The sequence below is a fragment of the Pseudomonas sp. 3B-A001-10F genome, assembly GCF_056313565.1.
Window position 1 is genome coordinate 110,680 of sequence record NZ_JBQYFW010000010.1, and the last position, 21,604, is coordinate 132,283.

At 60.1% G+C, this 21,604-nt stretch carries 21 protein-coding genes and 1 pseudogene; 8 read left to right on the forward strand and 14 right to left on the reverse strand.

The genetic code is table 11. The annotated features are described in order from the left end of the window. Positions 1–101: 101 nt before the first annotated feature. The 3 genes from creC to rloA2 all read right to left on the reverse strand — a co-directional run bounded on the left by creC (position 102) and on the right by rloA2 (position 2,777). Entirely contained in the window at positions 102–1,520 is a 1,419-nt protein-coding gene (creC, locus tag AC0ZWN_RS12255) for a two-component system sensor histidine kinase CreC (protein ID WP_476335206.1), read from the reverse strand. Further along, positions 1,520–2,200: a two-component system response regulator CreB gene (creB, locus tag AC0ZWN_RS12260; protein ID WP_414927150.1), complete on the reverse strand. Its 681-nt coding sequence runs from the start codon at positions 2,198–2,200 to the stop codon at positions 1,520–1,522. Before creB ends, creC begins: the two co-directional genes overlap by 1 nt. A gap of 73 nt (positions 2,201–2,273) precedes the next feature. After that, positions 2,274–2,777 carry a retropepsin-like aspartic peptidase RloA2 gene (rloA2, locus tag AC0ZWN_RS12265; protein WP_007909997.1) on the reverse strand — a complete coding sequence of 168 codons (504 nt, stop codon included), beginning with the start codon at positions 2,775–2,777 and terminating at the stop codon, positions 2,274–2,276. A 257-nt stretch (positions 2,778–3,034) separates the two neighbouring features. On the opposite strand from rloA2, the gene AC0ZWN_RS12270 reads away from it, so the two are divergent. Further along, a complete protein-coding gene (locus tag AC0ZWN_RS12270; protein ID WP_476335207.1) occupies positions 3,035–3,922 on the forward strand; it encodes an acyltransferase in 888 nt (295 codons plus the stop codon). Between the two features lies 1 nt (position 3,923). On the opposite strand, the gene AC0ZWN_RS12275 is transcribed toward AC0ZWN_RS12270, so the two are convergent. Continuing rightward, the gene (locus AC0ZWN_RS12275) at positions 3,924–4,481 is read right to left on the reverse strand and encodes a DUF2780 domain-containing protein (protein ID WP_095050275.1); all 558 of its coding nucleotides are present in this window, start codon (positions 4,479–4,481) and stop codon (positions 3,924–3,926) included. Between the two features lie 150 nt (positions 4,482–4,631). Here AC0ZWN_RS12275 and AC0ZWN_RS12280 point away from each other — a divergent pair, with 150 nt between their 5' ends. Both AC0ZWN_RS12280 and AC0ZWN_RS12285 read left to right on the forward strand, forming a co-directional pair. Beyond that, the gene (locus AC0ZWN_RS12280; protein ID WP_476335209.1) at positions 4,632–5,267 is read left to right on the forward strand and encodes a sigma-70 family RNA polymerase sigma factor; all 636 of its coding nucleotides are present in this window, start codon (positions 4,632–4,634) and stop codon (positions 5,265–5,267) included. Then, positions 5,264–5,938: an anti-sigma factor gene (locus tag AC0ZWN_RS12285; protein WP_476335210.1), complete on the forward strand. Its 675-nt coding sequence runs from the start codon at positions 5,264–5,266 to the stop codon at positions 5,936–5,938. The genes AC0ZWN_RS12280 and AC0ZWN_RS12285 overlap by 4 nt, the downstream gene beginning before the upstream one ends. Positions 5,939–6,207: 269 nt before the next feature. Here AC0ZWN_RS12285 and AC0ZWN_RS12290 read toward each other — a convergent pair. After that, positions 6,208–6,279, reverse strand: a pseudogene (locus tag AC0ZWN_RS12290) (hypothetical protein); the annotation flags it as partial. A 241-nt stretch (positions 6,280–6,520) separates the two neighbouring features. On the opposite strand from AC0ZWN_RS12290, the gene AC0ZWN_RS12295 reads away from it, so the two are divergent. Further along, positions 6,521–6,745: a hypothetical protein gene (locus AC0ZWN_RS12295; RefSeq protein WP_476335211.1), complete on the forward strand. Its 225-nt coding sequence runs from the start codon at positions 6,521–6,523 to the stop codon at positions 6,743–6,745. A gap of 35 nt (positions 6,746–6,780) precedes the next feature. Further along, on the forward strand, positions 6,781–6,993 hold the full coding sequence (locus AC0ZWN_RS12300) for a cold-shock protein (protein WP_460089127.1): 213 nt from the start codon (positions 6,781–6,783) through the stop codon (positions 6,991–6,993). A gap of 77 nt (positions 6,994–7,070) precedes the next feature. On the opposite strand, the gene fdhA is transcribed toward AC0ZWN_RS12300, so the two are convergent. The 8 genes from fdhA to AC0ZWN_RS12340 form a co-directional block, all read right to left on the reverse strand. Further along, on the reverse strand, positions 7,071–8,270 hold the full coding sequence (fdhA, locus tag AC0ZWN_RS12305; protein WP_476335213.1) for a formaldehyde dehydrogenase, glutathione-independent: 1,200 nt from the start codon (positions 8,268–8,270) through the stop codon (positions 7,071–7,073). A gap of 203 nt (positions 8,271–8,473) precedes the next feature. Next, a complete protein-coding gene (purU, locus tag AC0ZWN_RS12310) occupies positions 8,474–9,331 on the reverse strand; it encodes a formyltetrahydrofolate deformylase (RefSeq protein ID WP_064589552.1) in 858 nt (285 codons plus the stop codon). A 218-nt stretch (positions 9,332–9,549) separates the two neighbouring features. Then, positions 9,550–10,182, reverse strand: coding sequence for a sarcosine oxidase subunit gamma (locus AC0ZWN_RS12315; RefSeq protein WP_476335215.1), 633 nt, complete (start codon positions 10,180–10,182; stop codon positions 9,550–9,552). A 132-nt stretch (positions 10,183–10,314) separates the two neighbouring features. After that, positions 10,315–13,332, reverse strand: coding sequence for a sarcosine oxidase subunit alpha (locus AC0ZWN_RS12320; protein ID WP_460066258.1), 3,018 nt, complete (start codon positions 13,330–13,332; stop codon positions 10,315–10,317). Further along, a complete protein-coding gene (locus tag AC0ZWN_RS12325; RefSeq protein ID WP_007913119.1) occupies positions 13,329–13,658 on the reverse strand; it encodes a sarcosine oxidase subunit delta in 330 nt (109 codons plus the stop codon). The genes AC0ZWN_RS12320 and AC0ZWN_RS12325 overlap by 4 nt, the downstream gene beginning before the upstream one ends. 14 nt (positions 13,659–13,672) lie before the next feature. Further along, positions 13,673–14,923, reverse strand: a complete 1,251-nt coding sequence (locus tag AC0ZWN_RS12330; protein ID WP_034155011.1) for a sarcosine oxidase subunit beta — start codon at positions 14,921–14,923, stop codon at positions 13,673–13,675. Between the two features lie 20 nt (positions 14,924–14,943). Beyond that, positions 14,944–16,197, reverse strand: a complete 1,254-nt coding sequence (gene glyA / locus AC0ZWN_RS12335; protein WP_108225128.1) for a serine hydroxymethyltransferase — start codon at positions 16,195–16,197, stop codon at positions 14,944–14,946. A gap of 274 nt (positions 16,198–16,471) precedes the next feature. Then, entirely contained in the window at positions 16,472–17,182 is a 711-nt protein-coding gene (locus AC0ZWN_RS12340) for a TraX family protein (protein ID WP_476335217.1), read from the reverse strand. A gap of 126 nt (positions 17,183–17,308) precedes the next feature. Here AC0ZWN_RS12340 and AC0ZWN_RS12345 point away from each other — a divergent pair, with 126 nt between their 5' ends. From AC0ZWN_RS12345 to AC0ZWN_RS12355, 3 genes are all read left to right on the forward strand, one after another. Then, positions 17,309–18,349 (forward strand): threonine aldolase family protein, encoded by a 1,041-nt coding sequence (locus AC0ZWN_RS12345; RefSeq protein ID WP_476335219.1) that lies wholly within the window; start codon positions 17,309–17,311, stop codon positions 18,347–18,349. 314 nt (positions 18,350–18,663) lie between these two features. Further along, positions 18,664–19,197 carry an REP-associated tyrosine transposase gene (locus tag AC0ZWN_RS12350; protein ID WP_476335220.1) on the forward strand — a complete coding sequence of 178 codons (534 nt, stop codon included), beginning with the start codon at positions 18,664–18,666 and terminating at the stop codon, positions 19,195–19,197. Positions 19,198–19,327: 130 nt separating this feature from the next. Continuing rightward, positions 19,328–20,152 (forward strand): SDR family oxidoreductase, encoded by an 825-nt coding sequence (locus AC0ZWN_RS12355; RefSeq protein ID WP_476335221.1) that lies wholly within the window; start codon positions 19,328–19,330, stop codon positions 20,150–20,152. A 180-nt stretch (positions 20,153–20,332) separates the two neighbouring features. Here AC0ZWN_RS12355 and gbcB read toward each other — a convergent pair whose 3' ends face one another. After that, positions 20,333–21,433 (reverse strand): glycine-betaine demethylase subunit GbcB, encoded by a 1,101-nt coding sequence (gbcB, locus tag AC0ZWN_RS12360; protein ID WP_093429907.1) that lies wholly within the window; start codon positions 21,431–21,433, stop codon positions 20,333–20,335. Between the last annotated feature and the right edge of the window lie 171 nt (positions 21,434–21,604).

Below are 21,604 nucleotides of genomic sequence, written 5' to 3' on the forward strand. Positions count from 1 at the left end.
TCACCGGCCCCTTCGCGAGCAGGCTCGCTCCCACATTGGATCTGTGTCGTTCACAAATCCTATGTGGGAGCGAGCCTGCTCGCGAAGGCAACGACTCGGTATCAAGGCAAGCGCAATGTCACTTCCACACCGTTCTCGACATTGCGAATCTGCATCGCCCCACCATGCAACTTGACCACCTCTTCAACGAAGTTAAGCCCCAACCCCGTGCTTTTTCGTCCACTGTCCGGTCTCGGCAATGAGTAGAAGCGCTCGGTCAAACGCGGCAAGGCGTAATCGGGAATCGGCGCGGTTTCATTGAAGAGCCGGTAAACAATCTGCTCCTCTTCGCGCTGGGCACTGAAGCGCAACAAGCCCTGACGCGGGGTGAAATCCAGCGCATTTTCCAGCAAGTTACCCAACGCCTGACGCAGCAAAAACGGCTCGCCAATCAACAGCAGATCCGCCGCAATGGTCTGTTCGATGCGCAACTGTTTGCCTTCAATCCGCGCCGCCTGCCCCTGCAGCAATTGATCAACCAGCGCCGCCAACGGCACAGCGACCCGCTCTTCAAGGCCCTGACGTTGTTCCACTTGTGCCAGATTCAACAACCGCTCGATCAACTGCTGCATCCGCGCACTTTCACTGTCGATGTTGCCGACAAAGCGCAATCGCTGAACCGGCGGCATGTCGCCTTGCAGCAACTCCGCAGCGCCACGAATCGCCGCCAGCGGACTTTTCAGTTCATGGGTCAGCGTGTGCACATAACGCTCGACGTAGGCCTTGCCTTCCAGTTGCGTGCGCATCTGTTCCACGGCGGTAGCCAGTTGTTCCAGTTCACCACCACGGTAATGCGGCACTTCCACCCGCCGGCCTTCGCTCACCGCCTGGGCATAACCGGTCAGACGGTGCAGCGCACGGCTCAGCCACCACGACAACAAAGCACCAAACAGCAGACCGAGGCCGATCAACCCGGCGCCGTAAAACAGCAAGCGCCGCTCGGTGCGATCGACATAGGGCTGCAATGAGCTGTTCGGCTTGGCCACGGTGACCACACCGATGATCTGGCCGTTGTCGCGGATCGGCGCGCCGACGTGCATCACCGACGAGCTGGCGTCATCCGGATCACTGCGGCTCGAACGCGCACCGTACTCGCCACGCAAGGTCAGGTAAACGTCGTTCCAGCGCGAGTAATCCTGACCGACCGCGACACCACTGGAATCGAGCACGACGATGCCTTTCGCGTCGGTGACGTAGATACGGTGGTTGACCTGGTTTTTCGGCAAGCCCCAGATCGTTGCTTGCGGCTGGCGCTCGCCATAGGCGCGCAGCAACTCGGGCCAGCGGTTCTCGCTAAGGGTGCCGGCCTTGAAATCATCACGGAGGATTTCCGCCATCAGGTTGGCGGTATCGACCAGGGTTTCTTCGGTGGACTGGCGCACGCCGGGGCGGATTTCTTCCATCACCGTGTTGAGCACAAAGTACCCGGTGAGGCCGACAAACAGCACATACACCAGAAAGATCCGCAGCCCCAGCGACATCAGCTATGCCCCGGGCTGTAGCTGTAACCGAGGCCGCGATGGGTCTGGATCGGCTCGGCGTCGGCGCGCACCAGACGCAGTTTGGCGCGCACGCTTTTGATATGACTGTCGATGCTGCGCTCGTAGCCGGCGTCGGCAGCGACGCCCAGCGCATCAAGCAATTGCTCACGGCTGAACACCCGTTCGGGTTGTTCGAGCAGGCATTGCAACAGGCGGAATTCGTGGCGGGTCAGGCTTAACGTCTGGCCGCGATAGCTGATTTGTACGCGCTCGGGATCGATGCGAAACAGCGCCGAAGAGGCTTCAATGACGGGACGCGGCGCCATGCGTTTAAGGATGGCCTTCACTCGCGCCGCGACTTCACGCGGGCTGAACGGCTTGACCACGTAGTCGTCGGCGCCGATTTCCAGCCCGACCACGCGATCAATCTCGGCATCGCGGGCGCTGAGGAACAGCACCGGCACGTCGCTGAAGCGCCGCAACTGCTTGCAGGTCTCGAAGCCGCTGATGTCCGGCAGGCCGATGTCGAGGATGATCAGATCGGCAGGCGTCTGCCGCTGATGCTCCAGCGCCGCCGCGCCGAGGCTCAGCCACGTGGTGCCGAACCCCTCGCCTTGCAGGGCAAAAATCAGCGTATCGGCAATCGCCGCTTCGTCTTCGACAATCAGGATATGAGGCATGGCGTCCGAGCCCGTGGGTTAGGTGCGCGAACGGTGCCCCAAGCCTGACGTTACGTCAATGAGACCACTTGGCTCAGCAGTCCGGTTTATCCGCCGTGAAGCGCCGCGCCGGGTTCACTGCCGCGCCGAACTCGCGCAAGGCCTTGGCACCGATCAGCAGCGGATAATTGAAGTTGCTGCGGTCGGTCAGGTTGACCTCGACGGTACGCTTGACGTTGCCCAGGCACAGCTCCAGATCGACCACCGGACGTTTGGCGACTTCGGTGCTTTCGCCCTCGTCCTCTTCATCCGAGCGGCTCTTGATCTTGCTGATCCGTGCGACCTTGTGTTCGTAGACCTTGTTGCTGGCGTCCTTGGTGCCGAGGCGGAAACGCACCCATTCGTCGCCATCACGGGTGAAGGTCTCGATGTCCTTGGCCGACAGCGAGGCGGTCAGCGCACCGGTGTCCATCTTGGCCTTGAGCACTTCACCGCCGATTTCCGGCAGCGCGATGTATTCATAGCGCCCGTACAGGGTCGGCTCGGCGGCCATGACCGGCAGGGCGACGAGGGCAAACAGTGCAAGGAGGGATTTCACGTAAGGGGCTTCCTTGAGAGGTTGGGCAACGGGATTTTAGACCGTTGCGCGCTTGATCGTTCCCACGCTCTGCGTGGGCATGCATCCAGTGACGCTCTGCGTCACAGGGACGCGGAGCGTCCCGGGCGGCGTTACCACGCAGAGCGTGGGAACGATCAGGTTAACGCGACTAAAGTGAAACATTCGTCACCACCGATTTGGCCTGCCGCGCGAAGCTGCTTATCATGACGCGCCCATCCGTTTGCAAAGAGTTGCTTATGCGCCGCCTGCTCACCGGCTGTTTCGTCACCCTGCTGCTGTTGCTCAACACCCTGATCCTGATCGGGCCGTTGCTGGTGTTTGCCCTGCTCAAACTGGTCGCCCCCGGCCGCTGGCGTGACTACGCGTCATGGGCGGTGATGTGGATCGCCGAAACCTGGGCCGAGATCGACAAGCTGATCTTCCGCCTGTGCATCCCCACTCAGTGGGACATTCGCGGTGGCGAAGACTTGCGCAGTGACACTTCGTATCTGGTGGTCAGTAACCACCAGTCGTGGGTCGACATTCCGGCGCTGATCCAGACCCTCAACCGCCGCACGCCGTTCTTCAAATTCTTCCTCAAGAAAGAACTGATCTGGGTGCCGTTTCTCGGACTGGCGTGGTGGGCGCTGGATTACCCGTTCATGAAACGCTACACCAAGGCATTTCTGGCAAAACATCCGGAGCTGGCCGGCAAGGATCTGAAAATCACCAAACAGGCCTGCGAGCTGTTCAAGCGTCAGCCAGTGACCGTGGTGAATTACCTGGAAGGCACCCGCTACACCGCGGCAAAAAGCGCCCAGCAGCAATCACCGTTCAAGCACTTGCTCAAGCCCAAGGCTGGCGGCGTGGCATTTGTGTTGGCGGCGATGGGTGAACAACTGGATGCGATTCTCGACGTCACCGTGGTTTATCCACAGGCGAACATACCGGGCTTCTGGGATTTGATCAGCGGCAACGTGCCGCGGGTGATCATCGATATCAAGACCCGCGAACTCGACCCGGCACTGTGGCAGGGCGATTACGAGAATGATCCGGCGTTCCGCCAGACGGTCCAGAACTGGGTCAACCAGCTCTGGAACGAGAAGGATCAGCGCATCGCCGAACTGCGCGGCGAACGCGGCTGAATCAGCTACCGGTGCCGGCGCCCCAGATGCTGCCCAGGCTGCTCAGCAGCGAACCGCCGACGCCCTGCTGACCGAGGTATTGCAACAGCACAGGGGCAAACTGGCCGATCATGCCGCTGTCCATGCCCAATGCGCTGAAGGCATTGTTCAGGTCATTGGTGTCCTTGACGTTGCCCAGCGCATTCTCCAGCCCGGCGGACTTGCCGGACGAGCCGAGCAAAGCGCCCAACGCCGCCAGATTGCCGCTGCCACCCGACAGTTTGTCGATGCCCGGCACTTCTTTGGCCAACTGCGAATAATCGGTACTGCTCAATTGATTCTTGGCCAGACCGAGCATCGCACTGGTGCCGCCAACGGCTTGCTCCGGCGTGACATCCAGCGCACTGAGAGCACTGAGCAAACCGGCGGTTTCCGAGGTCGGCGCCGCAGCGGCCGCCTTGTCACCACCCTGCATCCCCGAAACCGCACCAGCGACGTCGTTCAGACTGAAACCGGCAAACACCGGCCCGGCGGCCAGGGTCAGGAGCGATGCCAAGGCAATACCGCGTGAAATCTTCATTCAGACATCCTCTTGCACTGTGAAAACCACCCGTTGCACGAGCAGTGAAACTGCCGGTTTGACCGGGTATCCGCCGGCATGTTCCGGCGCGGCGCATCCATTTTCGTCCGGCCTGCGTATATAAAACGTGAAATCCCGGACACCTTTGCGATGAATGGCACAACCGCTGTCGCTGAACTAGCCTGTGAACAGTCCGAGCCCAGCCCTCGTCGCTCTACCTTTGCCTGGAGAGTCGTCATTTCCATCGCCGACACCGATCAGTTGCGCCAGTTGTTGGCCCAGTGTGCACTGGGCGATCGTCGCGCCTTCGAAACGCTTTACCGCAGCGTCGGTCCGCGTCTGCATGGCGTCGCCCTGCGGTTTATGCGCCGCACCGATCTGGCCGAGGAAGTGCTGCAGGAAAGCTTCGTGCGCATCTGGAACAACGCCTCGCGCTACGAAGCGCATCTGTCGGCGCCGCTGACCTGGATGATCAACATCACCCGTAATCAGGCCATCGATCAGTTGCGCAAACATCGCGAAAAGCCACTGACTGATCTGGAACAGGACACACTGCCGGACGAAAGCCCCTCGGCTCACGAGCAACTGAACAGCGCCCGTGAGGCTCAGACGTTGAACCGCTGCCTGGAAACCCTGGAAAGCATGCAGCGCCAGTCGATCACCGTGGCGTACTTTCAGGGATTGTCGTGCTCGGAACTCGCCGAACACCTGGCGACGCCACTGGGAACGGTGAAGTCGTGGATTCGTCGTGGCCTGGAACGTCTGCGTCGGTGCCTTGAATCATGAACTACCAGACCCCTGCCCTGCGCCGCGCCCTTGCTGCCGATTACGCGATCGGGTTGATGGCTGCGCCTGCGCGGCGGCGCTTTGAACAGTTGCTGCTGGATGACGCGGCATTAAGGGCTGAACTGGCGCAATGGCAGGAAAGCCTCGCCACTCTCACCGAAGCGCTGCCGGAACATCCGGTACCCGACCGCGTGTGGCACGGCATCACCGCGCGCATCGAACCACAGGTTCTGCATGTGCCTGAAAAACGGCCATTCTGGAACTGGCTGCGACTCACCGCTGCGATCTGCTCCATTGCCGTGCTGGTGTTCCTCGGCTCGCTGTACAACCGCGACGACGCCCGCTACCGCGCCACGCTGCTGACCGCCGATGCGCAACCGGCGCTGAAGGTCGAAGCGCATGCGGATTATCTGCAAGTCGAGCCGCTGACGCTGGCGGCGGTTGATGCGGATCGTAGTCTGGAACTGTGGGCGATTCCGGCGGATGGCAAACCGATTTCCCTCGGCGTTATTCCGGCGGGTGGCAAAGGCAAGGTTGAGTTGCACGAAGCGCAGAAAGCCTTGATCGGTAAACCGATTGCGCTGGCGGTAAGTCTCGAGCCGAAAGGTGGTTCGCCGACCGGGCAACCGACTGGGCCGGTGCTGTATCAAGGGACGTTGGCGGCCCTTTGAAGCAAAGCCCCTCACCCTAGCCCTCTCCCAGAGGGAGAGGGGACTGACCGTGGGATATTTACGCAATACACCGACTTGAAAGACTTGCGTTGAATCCATAGTCGACTCGATCTTTCAGGTCGATGTACGACGAAAGACACCTCGGTCGGCCCCCTCTCCCTCCGGGAGAGGGCTGGGCGGGCGGCGTTCCGATGAGGGTAGCTTTTGACCTTGGCTTTGAACAAAAAAACGGCGACCCTGAAGTCGCCGTTTTGTATCGAGCTTAAGCCTTACGCCGCACTAAACAACTTATGCGGGTCAATCACAAACTTCTTCGGCACACCCGTATCGAACTCGCCATACCTTCCAACGCCTGATCGAGGCTGACCTCCCCGCAAGACTTCAAATCCGCGAAACAACCCGAGGGCTGAGATCTTTTTAGGTCGTTAATTGCTTGTCGTGAAAATCAATATTTCAAAAAGAACTAGACACCTGTCAGATCTGACAGGTGTCTAGCGATCCGGGCTGGAATAGGCTGCTGGTGTGTCAATTGTTCGAAGAAAGCGAGGTGCAATTAACGGTCATTCAACGGGAGATACAGTGATGGAGAAGCAACTCAGTCCGCGCGATCAACTGCTCGAATCAGATGTCCCGCCGATCATCTTTTGCATCAGCCCGGACGATCCGATCATCAAATACATCAAAGCGGGGCAGAAGGTTACTTATGACCTTGTGCGCGGGGATAACGGTCAGTACTACGCAGTGGACATAAAACTGGCCCTGGACAAGGGCAAATCCAAACGCCCTAAAGTCTTCGCAGTTGTATAAATATTTAACCAATCAACGAAACAGGAAATACGGAAATGGCAAACAGAGAAAAGGGTAAAGTCAAATGGTTCAACGATGAAAAGGGATTTGGCTTTATTACTCCAGATAACGGTGGTGACGATCTTTTTGTTCACTTCAAGGCTATACAAGCTGACGGCTTCAAGTCTTTGAAAGAAGGACAGGAGGTTAGTTTCATCGCTGCAAAAGGACAGAAGGGAATGCAAGCTGAAGAAGTTCAGATCCTCTGATCCAAAATCGGAACACTTGTGCTCCCCTCAATGAAAACCGGCGCCTCATGGCGCCGATTTACATTGCCTTCGAAATGTTACCCCGCACTAAACAACTTATGCGGATCAATCACAAACTTCTTCGGCACGCCCGCATCGAACTCGCCATACCCTTCCGGCGCCTGATCGAGACTGATCACCTGCACGCCCACCACTTCGGCGATGTTGATGCGATCCCACATGATCGCCTGCATCAGCTGGCGGTTGTACTTCATCACTGGGGTCTGGCCGGTGTGGAAGCTGTGCGACTTGGCCCAGCCCAGGCCGAAGCGAATGCTCAGGCTGCCCATTTTCGCAGCGGCATCGACAGCACCCGGATCTTCGGTGACGTACAGGCCCGGGATACCGATCTTGCCGGCCACGCGCACCACACCCATCAGTGAGTTGAGCACCGTGGCCGGGGCCTCGGCTTTTACGCCGTCGTGGCCATGGCCGCGCGCTTCGAAACCGACGCAGTCCACCGCACAATCCACTTCCGGTTCGCCCAGCAGTGCGGCGATCTGTTCGTGCAGCGGCGTGTCCTTGGACAGGTCGACGATTTCAAAACCCTGGGATTTGGCGTGGGCCAGGCGGATGGTGTTGACGTCACCGATGATCACCACTGCCGCACCGAGCAGACGCGCGGAAGCGGCTGCAGCCAGACCGACCGGGCCGGCGCCGGCAATGTAAACGGTGCTGCCTGGGCCAACGCCGGCAGTGACGGCGCCGTGGTAACCGGTAGGGAGGATGTCGGAGAGGCAGGTCAGGTCGCGGATTTTCTCCATGGCCTTGTCGCGGTCCGGCAATTTCAGCAGGTTGAAGTCGGCGTATGGCACCAGCACGTATTCGGCCTGGCCACCGGTCCAGTCGCCCATGTCGACGTAACCGTAAGCACCGCCGGCTCGGGCCGGGTTGACGGTAAGGCAGACGCCGGTGTGTTGCTCTTTGCAGGAACGGCAGCGCCCGCAAGCTACGTTAAACGGTACGGAGACCAGGTCACCGATTTTCAGGTTTTCGACGTCGGAGCCTTTTTCGATCACCTCGCCGGTGATCTCGTGGCCCAGCACCAGACCGGTCTGCGCCGTGGTACGGCCGCGCACCATGTGCTGGTCGGAGCCGCAGATATTGGTGGAAACCACTTTGAGAATGACCCCGTGCTCGATCTTGCGACCGCGCGGGTCCTGCATTTTCGGATAGTCGATTTTCTGTACTTCGACCTTGCCAGCGCCGAGATACACCACACCACGATTGCCAGACATGCTTTCACCTCGCTGTTGTTTTTATGGAACCGCGTTGCCCAGGCAGGCAGCGCGTTGAATGCTCGGGTATTGCTTGTTGGTCTTGCGTTGTCAGTTATGGCCCCTTCGCGAGCAGGCTCGCTCCCACAGTTGATCTTTGGTGTGACAGGGACCTGTGTTTCAACACAAATCCCTGTGGGAGCGAGCCTGCTCGCGAAAGCGATCTAAAGAACGACTGTGCGATTGGCGTTGAGAAACACTCTTCTTTCAATGTGATACCCAACGGCCCGCGCCAGTGTCAGGCCTTCAATATCGCGCCCCTTGGCAATCAGATCCTCAGGGTAATGACTGTGATCCACCGCCTCGACACCCTGGGCAATGATCGGCCCTTCATCGAGGTCGTTATTGATGTAATGCGCCGTCGCGCCCACCAGTTTCACGCCCTTGTTGTAGGCCTGGTGATACGGCTTGGCGCCCTTGAAACCCGGCAGCAGCGAGTGGTGAATGTTGATCGCCTTGCCATCGAGCTTGCGGCACAGCTCCGGCGACAGCACCTGCATATAGCGGGCGAGGATCACCAGTTCGGCGCCGGACTCTTCGATCACCTGCCACACCTGACGCTCCTGCGACGGTTTGTCGTTGGGGTCGAGGGGGAAATGGTAGTAGGGAATCTGGTGCCAGTCGGCCAGCGGTTTGAGGTCCGGGTGATTGGAGACCACCGCCGCGACGTCCATCGACAACTGGCCGATGCGCTGGCGGTAGAGCAAGTCGTTGAGGCAGTGATCGGCCTTGGAGACCATGATCACCACTTTTGGCCGGTAGTTCGGCGCGGTCAATTCGAAGACCATGCCGAAGGCCTGACCACGTTCGGCTAAACCGGCGCGGAAGGATTGTTCGTCGAAGCCGTCGGGCTGACGGAATTCCACGCGGATGAAGAAACGCCCGGAGAGGCGGTCATCGAACGAGTGGTGCTCGGTGACGTAGCAGCCCTGCTCGAACAGAAAACGCGTGACCGCGTCCACCGTGCCGAGGACGCTGGGGCAGTCGGCGGTCAGAATCCATGTGTCTGGGGCGCGGCTCATGGTGCGGTGACTCCTGTTCTTTGTGCGGGGTGTCAGGTTTTTCCCTCACCCTAGCCCTCTCCCGGAGGTAGAGGGGACTGACCGAGGTGTTCTTTCGAGCTACGCCGACCTGAAATATCGCGGGTGAATATAGATCACAAAAACACCCGAAATCGGCTCCCTTCCCCCTCTCCCCCTTGGGGGAGAGGGCTGGGGTGAGGGGGGTAGCTTTTGATCTTTCAGGCCTGAACACTCAACCCGTACTCCGCCGAAGCATCCTGCAACCACAACCACCAGTAATCCGAAAAACTGCGACGAATCAGCAATTCCCAGGTGTCTTCGGCCGTGTGGCGAATCATCAACTGCGACTTGGCGAATACCGTGCCGACCGCTTTACCCACCGGGAAATTGTTCGGGTGCACGTCGTAGCTGGTGGACTTCATCAGCACCTGACGCACGTTCGGCCCGCTCAGTTCGAGCACTTGCTGGCCGCCGCTGACATTGACGATCGCGATGTGCAGATCGCCCAGGGCTTCACGCAGTTTCTGTTCGGCGGCGAATTCTTCACCGCTTGGCACGATCAGCAACCACTCGTCCGGGCCCATCCATTGCAGGCTGGTTTCACCTTTGACGATCACGCTCAGAGCGCCGGGCAGTTCGATACCCAGGGCCTTGTGCACACCGGCGGCGAACGCAGCATCGTGGCCATCGCCACGAATGGTCAGGTGGCCGAGGAGTTTCTTTTCCCGCACGATCACGCCGGCGTTCTTGCGGCCCTTGCCGACCAGGCTGGCGAGGTCGGCATGGTACAGCGACGACTCGGCCTTGGCGTCGGTGGTCGGGCGTTGTTGGTAAACATTGGCTGTGGTCATAAAGCACCTTCCTGAATTCTTGATCGTTCCCACGCTCTGCGTGGGAATGCCGCCATGGACGCTCTGCGTCCGCTCTTGGGACGCGGAGCGTCCCGGGATGCATTCCCACGCAGAGCGTGGGAACGATCAGTGTCAGATGTTCTGGCGATCACCCTTCGGATCGAAGAACACCGAAGAAACAATCTCCGCCTCGATCACGCTGCCATCGGCCAGCGGTGCAAACACCCGCTCACCCATGCGCTTCAGACCGCCCTTGACCACACCCATGGCAAACGAATAACCGAGGGAGTTGTGCGCGTAGCTGGACGTCACGTGGCCGACCATGGTCATCGGGATCGCCTGCTTGGTGTTGAACACCAATTGCGCGCCTTCCGGCAGCCACACGTTCGGGTCAATCGGCTTCAGGCCGACCAACTGCTTACGCTGATCCTTCACGCAATCTTCACGGTTCATCCCACGCTGGCCGATCCACGAGAACGGTTTGGTGCGACCCACGCACCAGCCCATGTTCAAGTCGTCCGGGGTCATCGAGCCGTCAGTGTCCTGGCCAACGATGATGAAACCCTTCTCGGCGCGCAGTACGTGCATGGTTTCCGTGCCGTACGGGGTCAGGTTGTACTGCTTGCCGGCCTCGACGATTTTCTCCAGCACGCCCATCGCATAGTCGGCCTGCACGTTGACTTCGTACGACAGCTCACCGGTGAACGAGATGCGGAACACCCGCGCCGGCACGCCGCCGACCAGACCTTCTTTCCAGGTCATGAACGGGAACGCTTCGTTGCTCAGATCAATGTCGGTCACGGCGCTGAGCAGCTTGCGGCTGTTCGGCCCGGACAGGGTCATGGTCGCCCAGTGGTCGGTGACGGAGGTGAAGTAAACCTTCATGTCCGGCCATTCGGTCTGGTGGTACAGCTCCAGCCACTGCAGCACGCGCGCCGCGCCGCCGGTGGTGGTGGTCATGACGAAATGGTTGTCGGCCAGGCAGGCCGTGACACCGTCGTCGAAGACCATGCCGTCTTCTTTGCACATCAAACCGTAGCGGGCCTTGCCCACGTCGAGTTTGGTCCAGGCGTTGGTGTACACGCGGTTGAGGAACTCGCGGGCATCCGGGCCTTGAATGTCGATCTTGCCGAGGGTCGAGGCGTCGAGCAGGCCGACGCTGTCGCGCACGGCTTTGCATTCGCGCTTCACCGCTGCATGCAGGTCTTCGCCGTTTTTCGGGAAGTACCATGGACGCTTCCACTGACCGACGTCTTCAAACTCGGCACCGTTCTTCACATGCCAGGCATGCAGCGCGGTGTAGCGCACCGGCTCGAAGATGTGCCCACAGTGACGACCGGCCACGGCGCCGAAAGTCACCGGCGTGTAGTTCGGACGGAACATGGTGGTGCCCATCTGCGGGATGGTCACGTTCAGCGAGCGGGCCGCGATGGCCAGACCGTTGACGTTGCCGAGCTTGCCCTGATCGGTGCCGAAGCCCAGCGCGGTGTAGCGTTTGACGTGCTCCACCGACTCGAAACCTTCGCGGGTTGCCAGTTCGATGGCGGCGGCGGTCACGTCGTTTTGCAGGTCGACGAATTGCTTCGGCGCCCGTGCGGTGTTCTTTTCATGCGGCACCTGGAACAGCGCCAGCGTCGGCTCTTCGAGACGACTCAGGGCTTTTGGCAGCACGCCTTCGACGGTCTGGAAACCGGCTTCAGCGGCAGCGCGCACGCCACCTTCAAAACCGTCAGCCAGCGAATCACCGAGACCGTAAACGCCGTTGATGCCACCGACGCACACGCGTTTCTGCGGTGCTTCGCCCGGTACGAAACCGAGGATGTCTTCACGCCAGGTCGGCTTGCCACCGAGGTGCGAGGCCAAGTGAACGACCGGGCTGTAACCGCCGGAACTGGCGATCACATCGCAGTCGAGCCATTCGCCCGGGCTGGTCACGGCGTGCGCTTTGACATCGATCGCGGCAACGCGGGCAGCGGTGACACGCTTGCTGCCACGGGCTTCGATCACGGCGCTGCCGGTGAGAATGCGGATGCCTTTGGCGCGCGCTTCTTCCACCAGCGCACCACGCGGATTACTGCGCGCATCGGCGATGGCCACCACTTGCAGACTGGCGTCGAGCCAATCCAGTGCCACGCGGTAGGCGTGATCGTTGTTGGTGCTGAGGACAAGCTTCTTGCCCGGTGCTACGCCGTAACGACGCACGTAAGTCGACACCGCACCGGCAAGCATGTTGCCCGGCACATCGTTGTTGCCGTAAACCAGCGGACGCTCGCAAGCACCGGTCGCCAGCACCACACGCTTGGCGCGAACACGGTGAATACGCTGACGCACCTGACCGATTGGCGCACGGTCGCCGAGGTGATCGGTGAGGCGTTCGTGAATGGTCAGGAAGTTGTGGTCGTGGTAACCGTTGACCGTGGCGCGCGGCAACAGCAGCACATCCGGGGTGTTCTTCAGTTCCGTGATGACGCTGGCGACCCAGTCCATCGCCGGTTTGCCGTCGAGGCTTTCGCGGGAATCGAGCAGGCTGCCACCGAACTCTTCCTGCTCATCGGCAAGAATCACTCGGGCACCGCTGCGCGCAGCGGCCAGGGCAGCGGCGAGACCGGCCGGGCCAGCACCGACGATCAGCACGTCGCAGTGCTGGTTCATGTAGTCGTAGGTGTCCGGATCATTCTCGGTCGGCGAACGGCCCAGACCGGCAGCCTTACGAATGTACTTCTCGTAGGTCATCCAGAACGACTGCGGGTACATAAAGGTTTTGTAGTAGAAACCCGGCGGCATCAGCTTGCCGCCGACCTTGCCGAGAATACCCATCATGTCGTTGTTGACGCTCGGCCAACCGTTGGTGCTGGTCGCAACCAGACCTTGATACAGCGCCTGTTGCGTGGCGCGCACGTTGGGAATCTGCGTGGCTTCGGTAGCACCGATCTGCAGCACCGCGTTCGGCTCTTCGGCACCGGCGGCGAAGATCCCGCGAGGACGCGAATACTTGAAGCTGCGGCCAATGATGTCGACGCCGTTGGCGATCAGTGCGGCGGCCAGCGAGTCACCCTCGAAGCCTTTGTAGCTCTGACCGTTGAAGGTGAAGCTCAGCACTTTGTTGCGGTCGATCCGTCCACCGTTGGACAGGCGATTGGTCTGGCTCATACCTTCTCTCCCAGCGCCGTCGTGGCTGTTTTCGCCGAATCAGCCTTGTCGGTGAATTGCGGCTTGGTGCCGATCTTGTAGGTTTCGAGAATCTCGTAGGTCACGGTGTCGCGGGTGACGTTGAAGTACTGGCGGCAACCGGCAACGTGATCCCACAGTTCGTGGTGCAGACCGCGCGGGTTATCGCGGAAGAACATGTAGTCGCCCCACTCCTCGTCGGTGCAGGCGCCAGGGTCGAGCGGGCGCGGAATGTGCGCCTGACCGGATGCGTGGAATTCCTCTTCGGAGCGCAGTTCGCCGCAGTGAGGACAGAAGATATGCAACATGGGGATTTCTCCTGTTAGTGGGCGACGGCAGCAGCGCCGTGTTCGTCGATGAGTGCGCCGTTGTGGAAACGGTCGATGGAAAACGGGGCGGCCAACGGGTGCATTTCACCCTTGGCCAGACTCGCGGCAAACACGTTGCCCGAGCCAGGTGTGGCCTTGAAGCCGCCGGTGCCCCAACCGCAGTTGAAGAACATGTTCGGGACCGGGGTTTTCGAAATGATCGGGCAAGCGTCCGGCGTGGTGTCGACGATGCCGCCCCACTGCCGGTTCATGCGTACCCGCGACAGCACCGGGAACATCTCGACGATGGCCTGGATGGTGTGCTCGATCACCGGATACGAACCGCGCTGGCCGTAGCCGTTGTAGCCGTCGATACCGGCGCCGATCACCAGATCGCCCTTGTCAGACTGGCTGATGTAACCGTGCACCGCGTTGGACATGATCACGCTGTCGATAATCGGTTTGATCGGCTCGGACACCAGCGCTTGCAGCGGGTGGGATTCGATCGGCAGACGGAAACCGGCGAGTTTGGCCATGTGCCCGGAGTTACCGGCCGTGACCACACCGACGCGCTTGGCGCCAATGAAACCCTTGTTGGTTTCCACACCGATGCACACGCCGTTTTCCTTGCGGAAGCCGATCACTTCGGTCTGCTGGATCAGGTCCACGCCCAAGGCGTCGGCGGCACGGGCAAAGCCCCAGGCCACGGCATCGTGACGGGCGACGCCGCCGCGACGCTGAACGGTGGCGCCCAACACTGGGTAGCGGGTGTTTTTCGAGCAGTCGAGGTACGGAATCTCGTCAGCGACTTGCTTGGCGTTGAGCAGTTCACCATCGACGCCATTGAGGCGGTTGGCGCTGACCCGACGCTCGGAATCACGGATGTCCTGCAAGGTGTGGCACAGGTTGTAGACGCCACGCTGGGAGAACATCACGTTGTAGTTGAGATCCTGCGACAGGCCTTCCCACAGTTTCATCGCGTGTTCGTACAGGTGCGCCGACTCGTCCCACAGGTAGTTGGAGCGAACGATAGTGGTGTTGCGTGCGGTGTTCCCGCCGCCCAGCCAGCCTTTCTCGACCACGGCGACGTTGGTGATGCCGTGCTCTTTGGCCAGATAGTAAGCAGTCGCCAGACCGTGCCCGCCGCCGCCGACGATGACCACGTCGTAGACCTTCTTCGGCGTTGGCGTGCGCCACATGCGCTGCCAGTTTTCGTGGTGGCTGAGGGAGTGTTTGAAGAGGCCGAAGCCCGAATAGCGTTGCATAGTCATTTACTCCAGAACGCTCAGCGATAAACCGGGAAGTCTGCGCACAGGGCCGACACTTGCTGGGCAACATTGGCCTCGACATCGGCATCACCGAGGTTGTCGAGGATGTCGCAAATCCAGCCAGCCAACACTTCGCACTGGGTCACCTTGAAGCCGCGAGTTGTGACGGCCGGGGTGCCGATGCGCAGGCCCGAGGTCACGAACGGCGATTGCGGGTCGTTCGGCACGGCGTTCTTGTTGACGGTGATGTGCGCGCGGCCGAGGGCGGCGTCGGCGTCTTTGCCGGTCAGGCCCTGACGGATCAGGCTGACCAGGAATAAGTGGTTGTCGGTGCCGCCGGACACTACATCGTAGCCACGCTTGATAAACACGCTGGCCATCGCCTGAGCGTTGTCGATCACTTGTTGCTGATACGCCTTGAAGCCGGGCTCCAGCGCTTCCTTGAAGCACACGGCTTTACCGGCGATGACGTGCATCAGCGGGCCGCCCTGGGCGCCAGGGAATACCGCAGCGTTGAGCTTCTTCTCGATTTCTTCGTTGGACTTGGCCAGGATCAGCCCGCCACGCGGCCCGCGCAGGGTTTTGTGCGTGGTGGTGGTGACCACGTCGGCGTACGGCAGCGGATTCGGGTACAGACCGGCGGCGACCAGACCGGCAACGTGGGCCATGTCGACGAACAGCAGCGCGCCGACCTTGTCAGCAATCTGCCGGAAGCGCGGGAAGTCGAGGGTCTTGGAGTACGCGGAGAACCCGGCGACGATCATCTTCGGCTTGCACTCGACGGCGAGACGCTCGACTTCGTCGTAATCAATCAGCCCGGTGTCGGTGTTGATGCCGTACTGCACGGCGTTGTAGAGCTTGCCCGAAGACGACACTTTGGCGCCGTGGGTCAGGTGCCCGCCGTGGGCCAGGCTCATGCCGAGGATGGTGTCGCCCGGCTGGATCAGCGCCAGGTACACGGCGCTGTTGGCCGAAGAACCGGAGTGCGGCTGGACGTTGGCGTAATCGGCGCCGAACAGTTGCTTGGCGCGTTCGATGGCCAGCGCTTCGACTTTATCCACATGCTCGCAGCCACCGTAGTAGCGCTTGCCCGGATAACCTTCGGCGTATTTGTTGGTCAGGCCGCTGCCTTGCGCTTGCATGACGCGTTTGCTGGTGTAGTTCTCCGACGCGATCAGCTCGATGTGATCTTCCTGACGTTGCTCCTCGGCATTCATCGCCGCCAGCAGTGCATCGTCGTAACCCTGGATCTGGTCTTGCTTGCTGAACATCGCGTCTCTCCCAGCGGCATCTGTGCGCCATTCGTCTCGGTAAGGCACTGGCATTGAAGGCAGTGCCCTTTGATGCCGATGGTATGACCGGCGCAGACAGCTCAAATGCCTGCGCGCGCCACGCAAAGGTGCGTTTACGACATGGCTGGAAATGGCTTATTCGAAACGCCGTAGATCCCCTGTGGGAGCGAGCCTGCTCGCGAAAGCGGTCGGTCAGCCAACTTCTATGTTGGATGTGCCGGCCACTTCGCGAGCAGGCTCGCTCCCACAGGGGTCAGGTGTATGCCGCGCGGATGGCGAGCAGCAGGAGGAAATGTGCGGGATAGAATGCATACGCCCAGCGCCGCATCGGCGGTGGCTGGAGATGTCGCACATGTCGCAACAGGAACAGCCCGAGCACTGGCGCAAACAGACAAATGGCAATCCCGAGGATGGCGACGCTACTGCCGAACCTCGCCGAGTCGTACAGGACTTGCCATTGGTTGGCCGCCAGACACACCAACCCCGGTAGCAGGCTGAAATACCACGGCCGGCGAAACACCAGCAGCATCGCCAACGGCAGCAGGACGCCGAACAAGCCGAACATCAGTCGTTCCGGAAACATGGCGGCCAGCACCAGCGCAGCAACACCGAGCAATCGCGACATGATCGAGGGACCCTGCCACCCCCGCGCCACCAGCAAGCCCAACGCCAGCGTCGGCATCACGTTCAACGTATCGGGTTCAGGAATGTACAGCCGATAGGGAATCTCACTGACTGCACTGAACAGCATCAACCAGCCCAGATAGCGCCATTCCATCCTCCGCGCCCCGTCGCGCGCCAGATTCGCCGCCATCGCCAGACAAAACCACGGAAACGCTAGCCGCCCAGGCACATACAGCCAATCGGCGGAGAACCCGGCATATCGCAGGTGATCGAGCAACATGCACAGCAGCGCCAGCCACTTGAGCAGATCCAGTGCGCCGTCGCGTTTGCTCAGGTGCATAATCGTCCTACAAACTGGTAATTTCCTGAACGTGACATCCCGTGTGCTCCTCGGAAGATCTTCGGTAAAGTGCGCACCCTCATTGACCACGAGCCTTCACAAGAGTCTCGACCACGGAAGCCGGCCATGACCGACAAGAGCCAACAATTCGCCAGCGACAACTATTCCGGAATCTGCCCTGAAGCCTGGGCTGCGATGGAACAGGCCAACCACGGCCACCAGCGCGCGTATGGCGACGATGAATGGACCGCACGCGCGGCCGACCATTTCCGCCAATTGTTTGAAACCGACTGCGAAGTGTTCTTCGCCTTCAACGGCACCGCCGCCAACTCGCTGGCCCTGTCGTCGCTGTGCCAGAGTTACCACAGCGTGATCTGCTCGGAAACCGCCCACGTCGAAACCGACGAATGCGGCGCCCCGGAATTCTTCTCCAACGGCTCGAAACTGCTGATCGCTGGCACCGAAAACGGCAAGATCACCCCGCAATCGATCCGCGAAGTCGCGCTCAAGCGCCAGGACATTCACTACCCGAAACCGCGCGTCGTGACTCTGACCCAAGCCACCGAAGTCGGCAGCGTCTACACCCCGGAAGAAGTCCGCGCCATCAGCGTGACTTGCAAAGAACTGGGCCTGCACCTGCACATGGACGGCGCGCGCTTCTCCAACGCCTGCGCGTTCCTCGGCTGCTCGCCGGCAGATCTGACCTGGAAGGCCGGCGTCGATGTACTGTGCTTCGGCGGCACCAAAAACGGCATGGCCGTGGGAGAAGCGATCCTGTTCTTCAACCACAAACTGGCCGAAGACTTCGATTACCGCTGCAAACAGGCCGGTCAGTTGGCGTCGAAAATGCGCTTCCTCTCGGCGCCATGGGTCGGCATTCTCGAAAACGGCGCCTGGCTGAAATACGCCCGCCACGCCAACCACTGCGCGCAACTGCTGGCCGAGCTGGTCAGCGACATTCCAGGCGTCGAATTGATGTTCCCGGTGCAGGCCAACGGCGTGTTCCTGCAACTGTCGGAACCGGCCATCGCCGCGCTGACCGCAAAAAACTGGCGCTTCTACACCTTCATCGGCAAGGGCGGCGCGCGCTTCATGTGCTCCTGGGACACCGAAGAAGAACGCGTCCGCGAACTGGCTCGCGACATCCGCGAAGTCATGTCCGCCTGACCTGACTCCCGCGCACTGATCGTTCCCACGCTCCGCGTGGGAATGCCTCCCGGGACGCTCCGCGTTCCAGCCTCACCACTCTCGACATGCTTAACACCGCTATGACGCGGAGCGTCGACGGCTGCATTCCCACGCAGAGCGTGGGGACGATCTTCGATCGGGAATGATTTTTCCCACCGCAACACCAGACTTCTCTTCTAGCGAGAACATGCCACCCGACTCATCCTGATCGTTCCCACGCTCCGCGTGGTAACGCATCCCGGGACGCTCCGCGTTCCATCTCCAATGCACCGCAAGATTCAAGGAAGAATCCCATGGGCCGCAGCCGCTACACCCTTACCGAAACCGACAAGCCACATTTTCTGACCTGCACGGTCATGGAGTGGTTGCCGCTGTTTATCCGTCCCTACATCGTCGACCACCTGCTCAACTGCTGGCGTTATCAACAGACCCACCATGACTTGAAGCTGTACGGCTACGTGATTCTGGAAAACCATCTTCACTTCGTCGCCCAAGCACCCGACCTGAGCAAATGCCTCAGTCAGTTCAAGTCATTCACCGCTCGAAAGATTATTGATGATCTGCAAAGCAAAGATGCAGACAAAGCCCTGCAACGTCTGCGCTTTAGCAAACGTGCGCACAAGCAAGACCGGGTTTACCAGTTGTGGCAAGAAGGCTCCCACGCAGAGATGGTTTATAGCGAATCGGTGATGCGCCAGAAGCTTGAATACATCCACAACAACCCAGTGAAACGCGGATATGTGGATTTGCCAGAACAATGGCGTTATTCGAGTGCCAGGAACTACGCGGGAATACCGGGGCTGATCGAGGTTCAGTGCTGGTATTAAAATGGGACGCGGAGCGTCCCGGGCTGCATTCCCACGCAGAGTGTGGGAACGATCAACTTCGCCCGCGAAGACTTGGTCTACATTGTCTGTCGAGCCCTCCGCTCATATAACAATAAGCAGGAGCATCGGCATGTCGTTACAAGGCAAAACCCTGTTCATCACTGGCGCCAGCCGTGGTATTGGTCGTGAGATTGCGCTGCGGGCCGCGAGGGACGGGGCCAATATCGTGATTGCGGCGAAGAGCGCCGAACCCCACGCCAAACTGCCCGGCACCATCCACAGCGTCGCCGCCGAAGTCGAAGCAGCGGGTGGCAAGGCTTTGGCCCTGCAAGTCGATGTGCGTGATGAAGACGCCGTACGCCAGGCACTGGCTCAGGCCAACGAACATTTCGGCGGCATCGATGCACTGGTGAACAACGCCGGGGCGATCAAACTCACCGGTGTGCAACACATCGAGCTCAAACGCTTCGACCTGATGCACCAGATCAACACCCGCGCGGTGTTGCTGTGCAGCCAGGCCGCCCTGCCTTATCTGAAGAAATCTGCCGGGCACATTCTCAACCTGTCGCCCCCGCTGAATCTGGCAAGCAAGTGGTTTGCCCAGTTCAGCCCTTACACCGTGACCAAATACGGCATGAGCATGCTGACGATCGGGATGAGCGAGGAATTTGCCAGTTACGGGATCAGTGTCAATTCGTTGTGGCCGCAGACGATGATTGCGACGGCGGCGATTGAATTTCAGCTGGGGAATCGGGAATCGTTCAAGCAGGCGCGAACGCCAGCGATCATGGCGGATGCGGCACATGTGATTCTGGATAGCAGCGGGCGGCAGATTACCGGGCGGTTGTTGATTGATGAGGAGATTTTGCGGGAGAGCGGCGTTAGCGAATTTGAGCATTACCGGTTTGAACCGGGGAGTAATGCGGCGTTGATGACGGATTTGTTTATCGACTGAAAAGCCCCTCACCCTAGCCATCTCCCAGAGGGAGAGGGGACTGACCGTGGTGTTTATCAGAGTTACGCCGACGTGAAATACCGAGCCGAACTCACATTTTGAAAAGCCCAAAAATCGGCTCCCTCTCCCTCGGGAGAGGGCTGGGGTGAGGGGCAAGCCGTGCGCAAAAATTCGAACCACTCAAAAATCGATACGAACATCTCCCTTCGGCACACTGCAGCACGACAAGATAAACCCTTCAGCCTCGTCATCCTCGGTAATCCCGCCGTTGTGCTCCATCTCGACCTCGCCGCCCAGCTTCATCACCTTGCACGTGCCGCAAATCCCCATACCACACGCCTTCGGAATCATCAGCCCCAGCTTGGCCGCCGCCGCATGCACCGTCTCGCCCGGTGCAACACGAATGCTCTTGCCCGACGAAGTGAATTCGACCTGATGCAAATCCGCTGCATCGATTTCCGGCGCATCGGCTGCCTGTTCGGCTTGCTCGACCGCATCGGCACGAGCTTCCGGTGGCGTAGCACCGAAGGATTCCTCGTGATAACGCGACATGTCGTAACCGGCCACTTCCAGCAGGCGCTTGACCGCGTTCATGTACGGCGTCGGGCCGCAGCAGAATACTTCGCGCTCAAGGAAGTCGGGAACCATCAGCTCGAGCATCTTGTGATTGAGGTAGCCGCGATACCCGGCCCACGGCTCACCCAAGCCATGCTTCTCGCAAATCAGGTGCAGGCTGAAGTTGTCGATCCGCGACGCCATGTGTTCCAGCTCGCGGTGGTAAATGATGTCTTTCGGCGAGCGCGCGCTGTGGATAAAGGTCATGTCGACGTTGGCGTTAGTGTCGTAGAACCAACGCGCCATCGACATGCACGGCGTGATCCCGACGCCGCCGCTGAGGTACAGCACTTTCGGGCTCGGGAAATCGATGGCATTGAACAGCCCAACCGGCCCGTGCACCGCCAGCTCTTGCCCCTCATGAAGGGTGTCGTGCAACCAGTTGGAGACCTTGCCGCCCGGCACACGTTTGATCGTTACCGAAAAGCTGTACGGCACCGACGGCGAACTGGAGATCGTGTACGAGCGCATGATCGGCTGGCCTTCGATTTCCAGCTCCAGGGTCACGAACTGCCCGGGCTTGAAGAAGAACAGGATCGGCTGGTCGGCCATAAAGCAGAAGGTGCGCACGTCCCAGGTTTCCTGGATGACTTTGACGCAACGGACGATGTGTCGGCCATTGGCCCAGGTCTGGGTGGTGACCGGATTCAGGAAGCTGTTGGACATGCTGTTCTCCACGGCCGACTGTCGGCCTCATGTCGGCGATTCTGCGTATAGCGTGAACCGTCCGTTTACCTATCCGCGACATCGGCATACTTATCGCGACCAGCCCCCAACCACCGGGGGTTGCGCGTCGGGAACAGATTGCACCATGTCGCCCATGGATAAGGTTCCGCC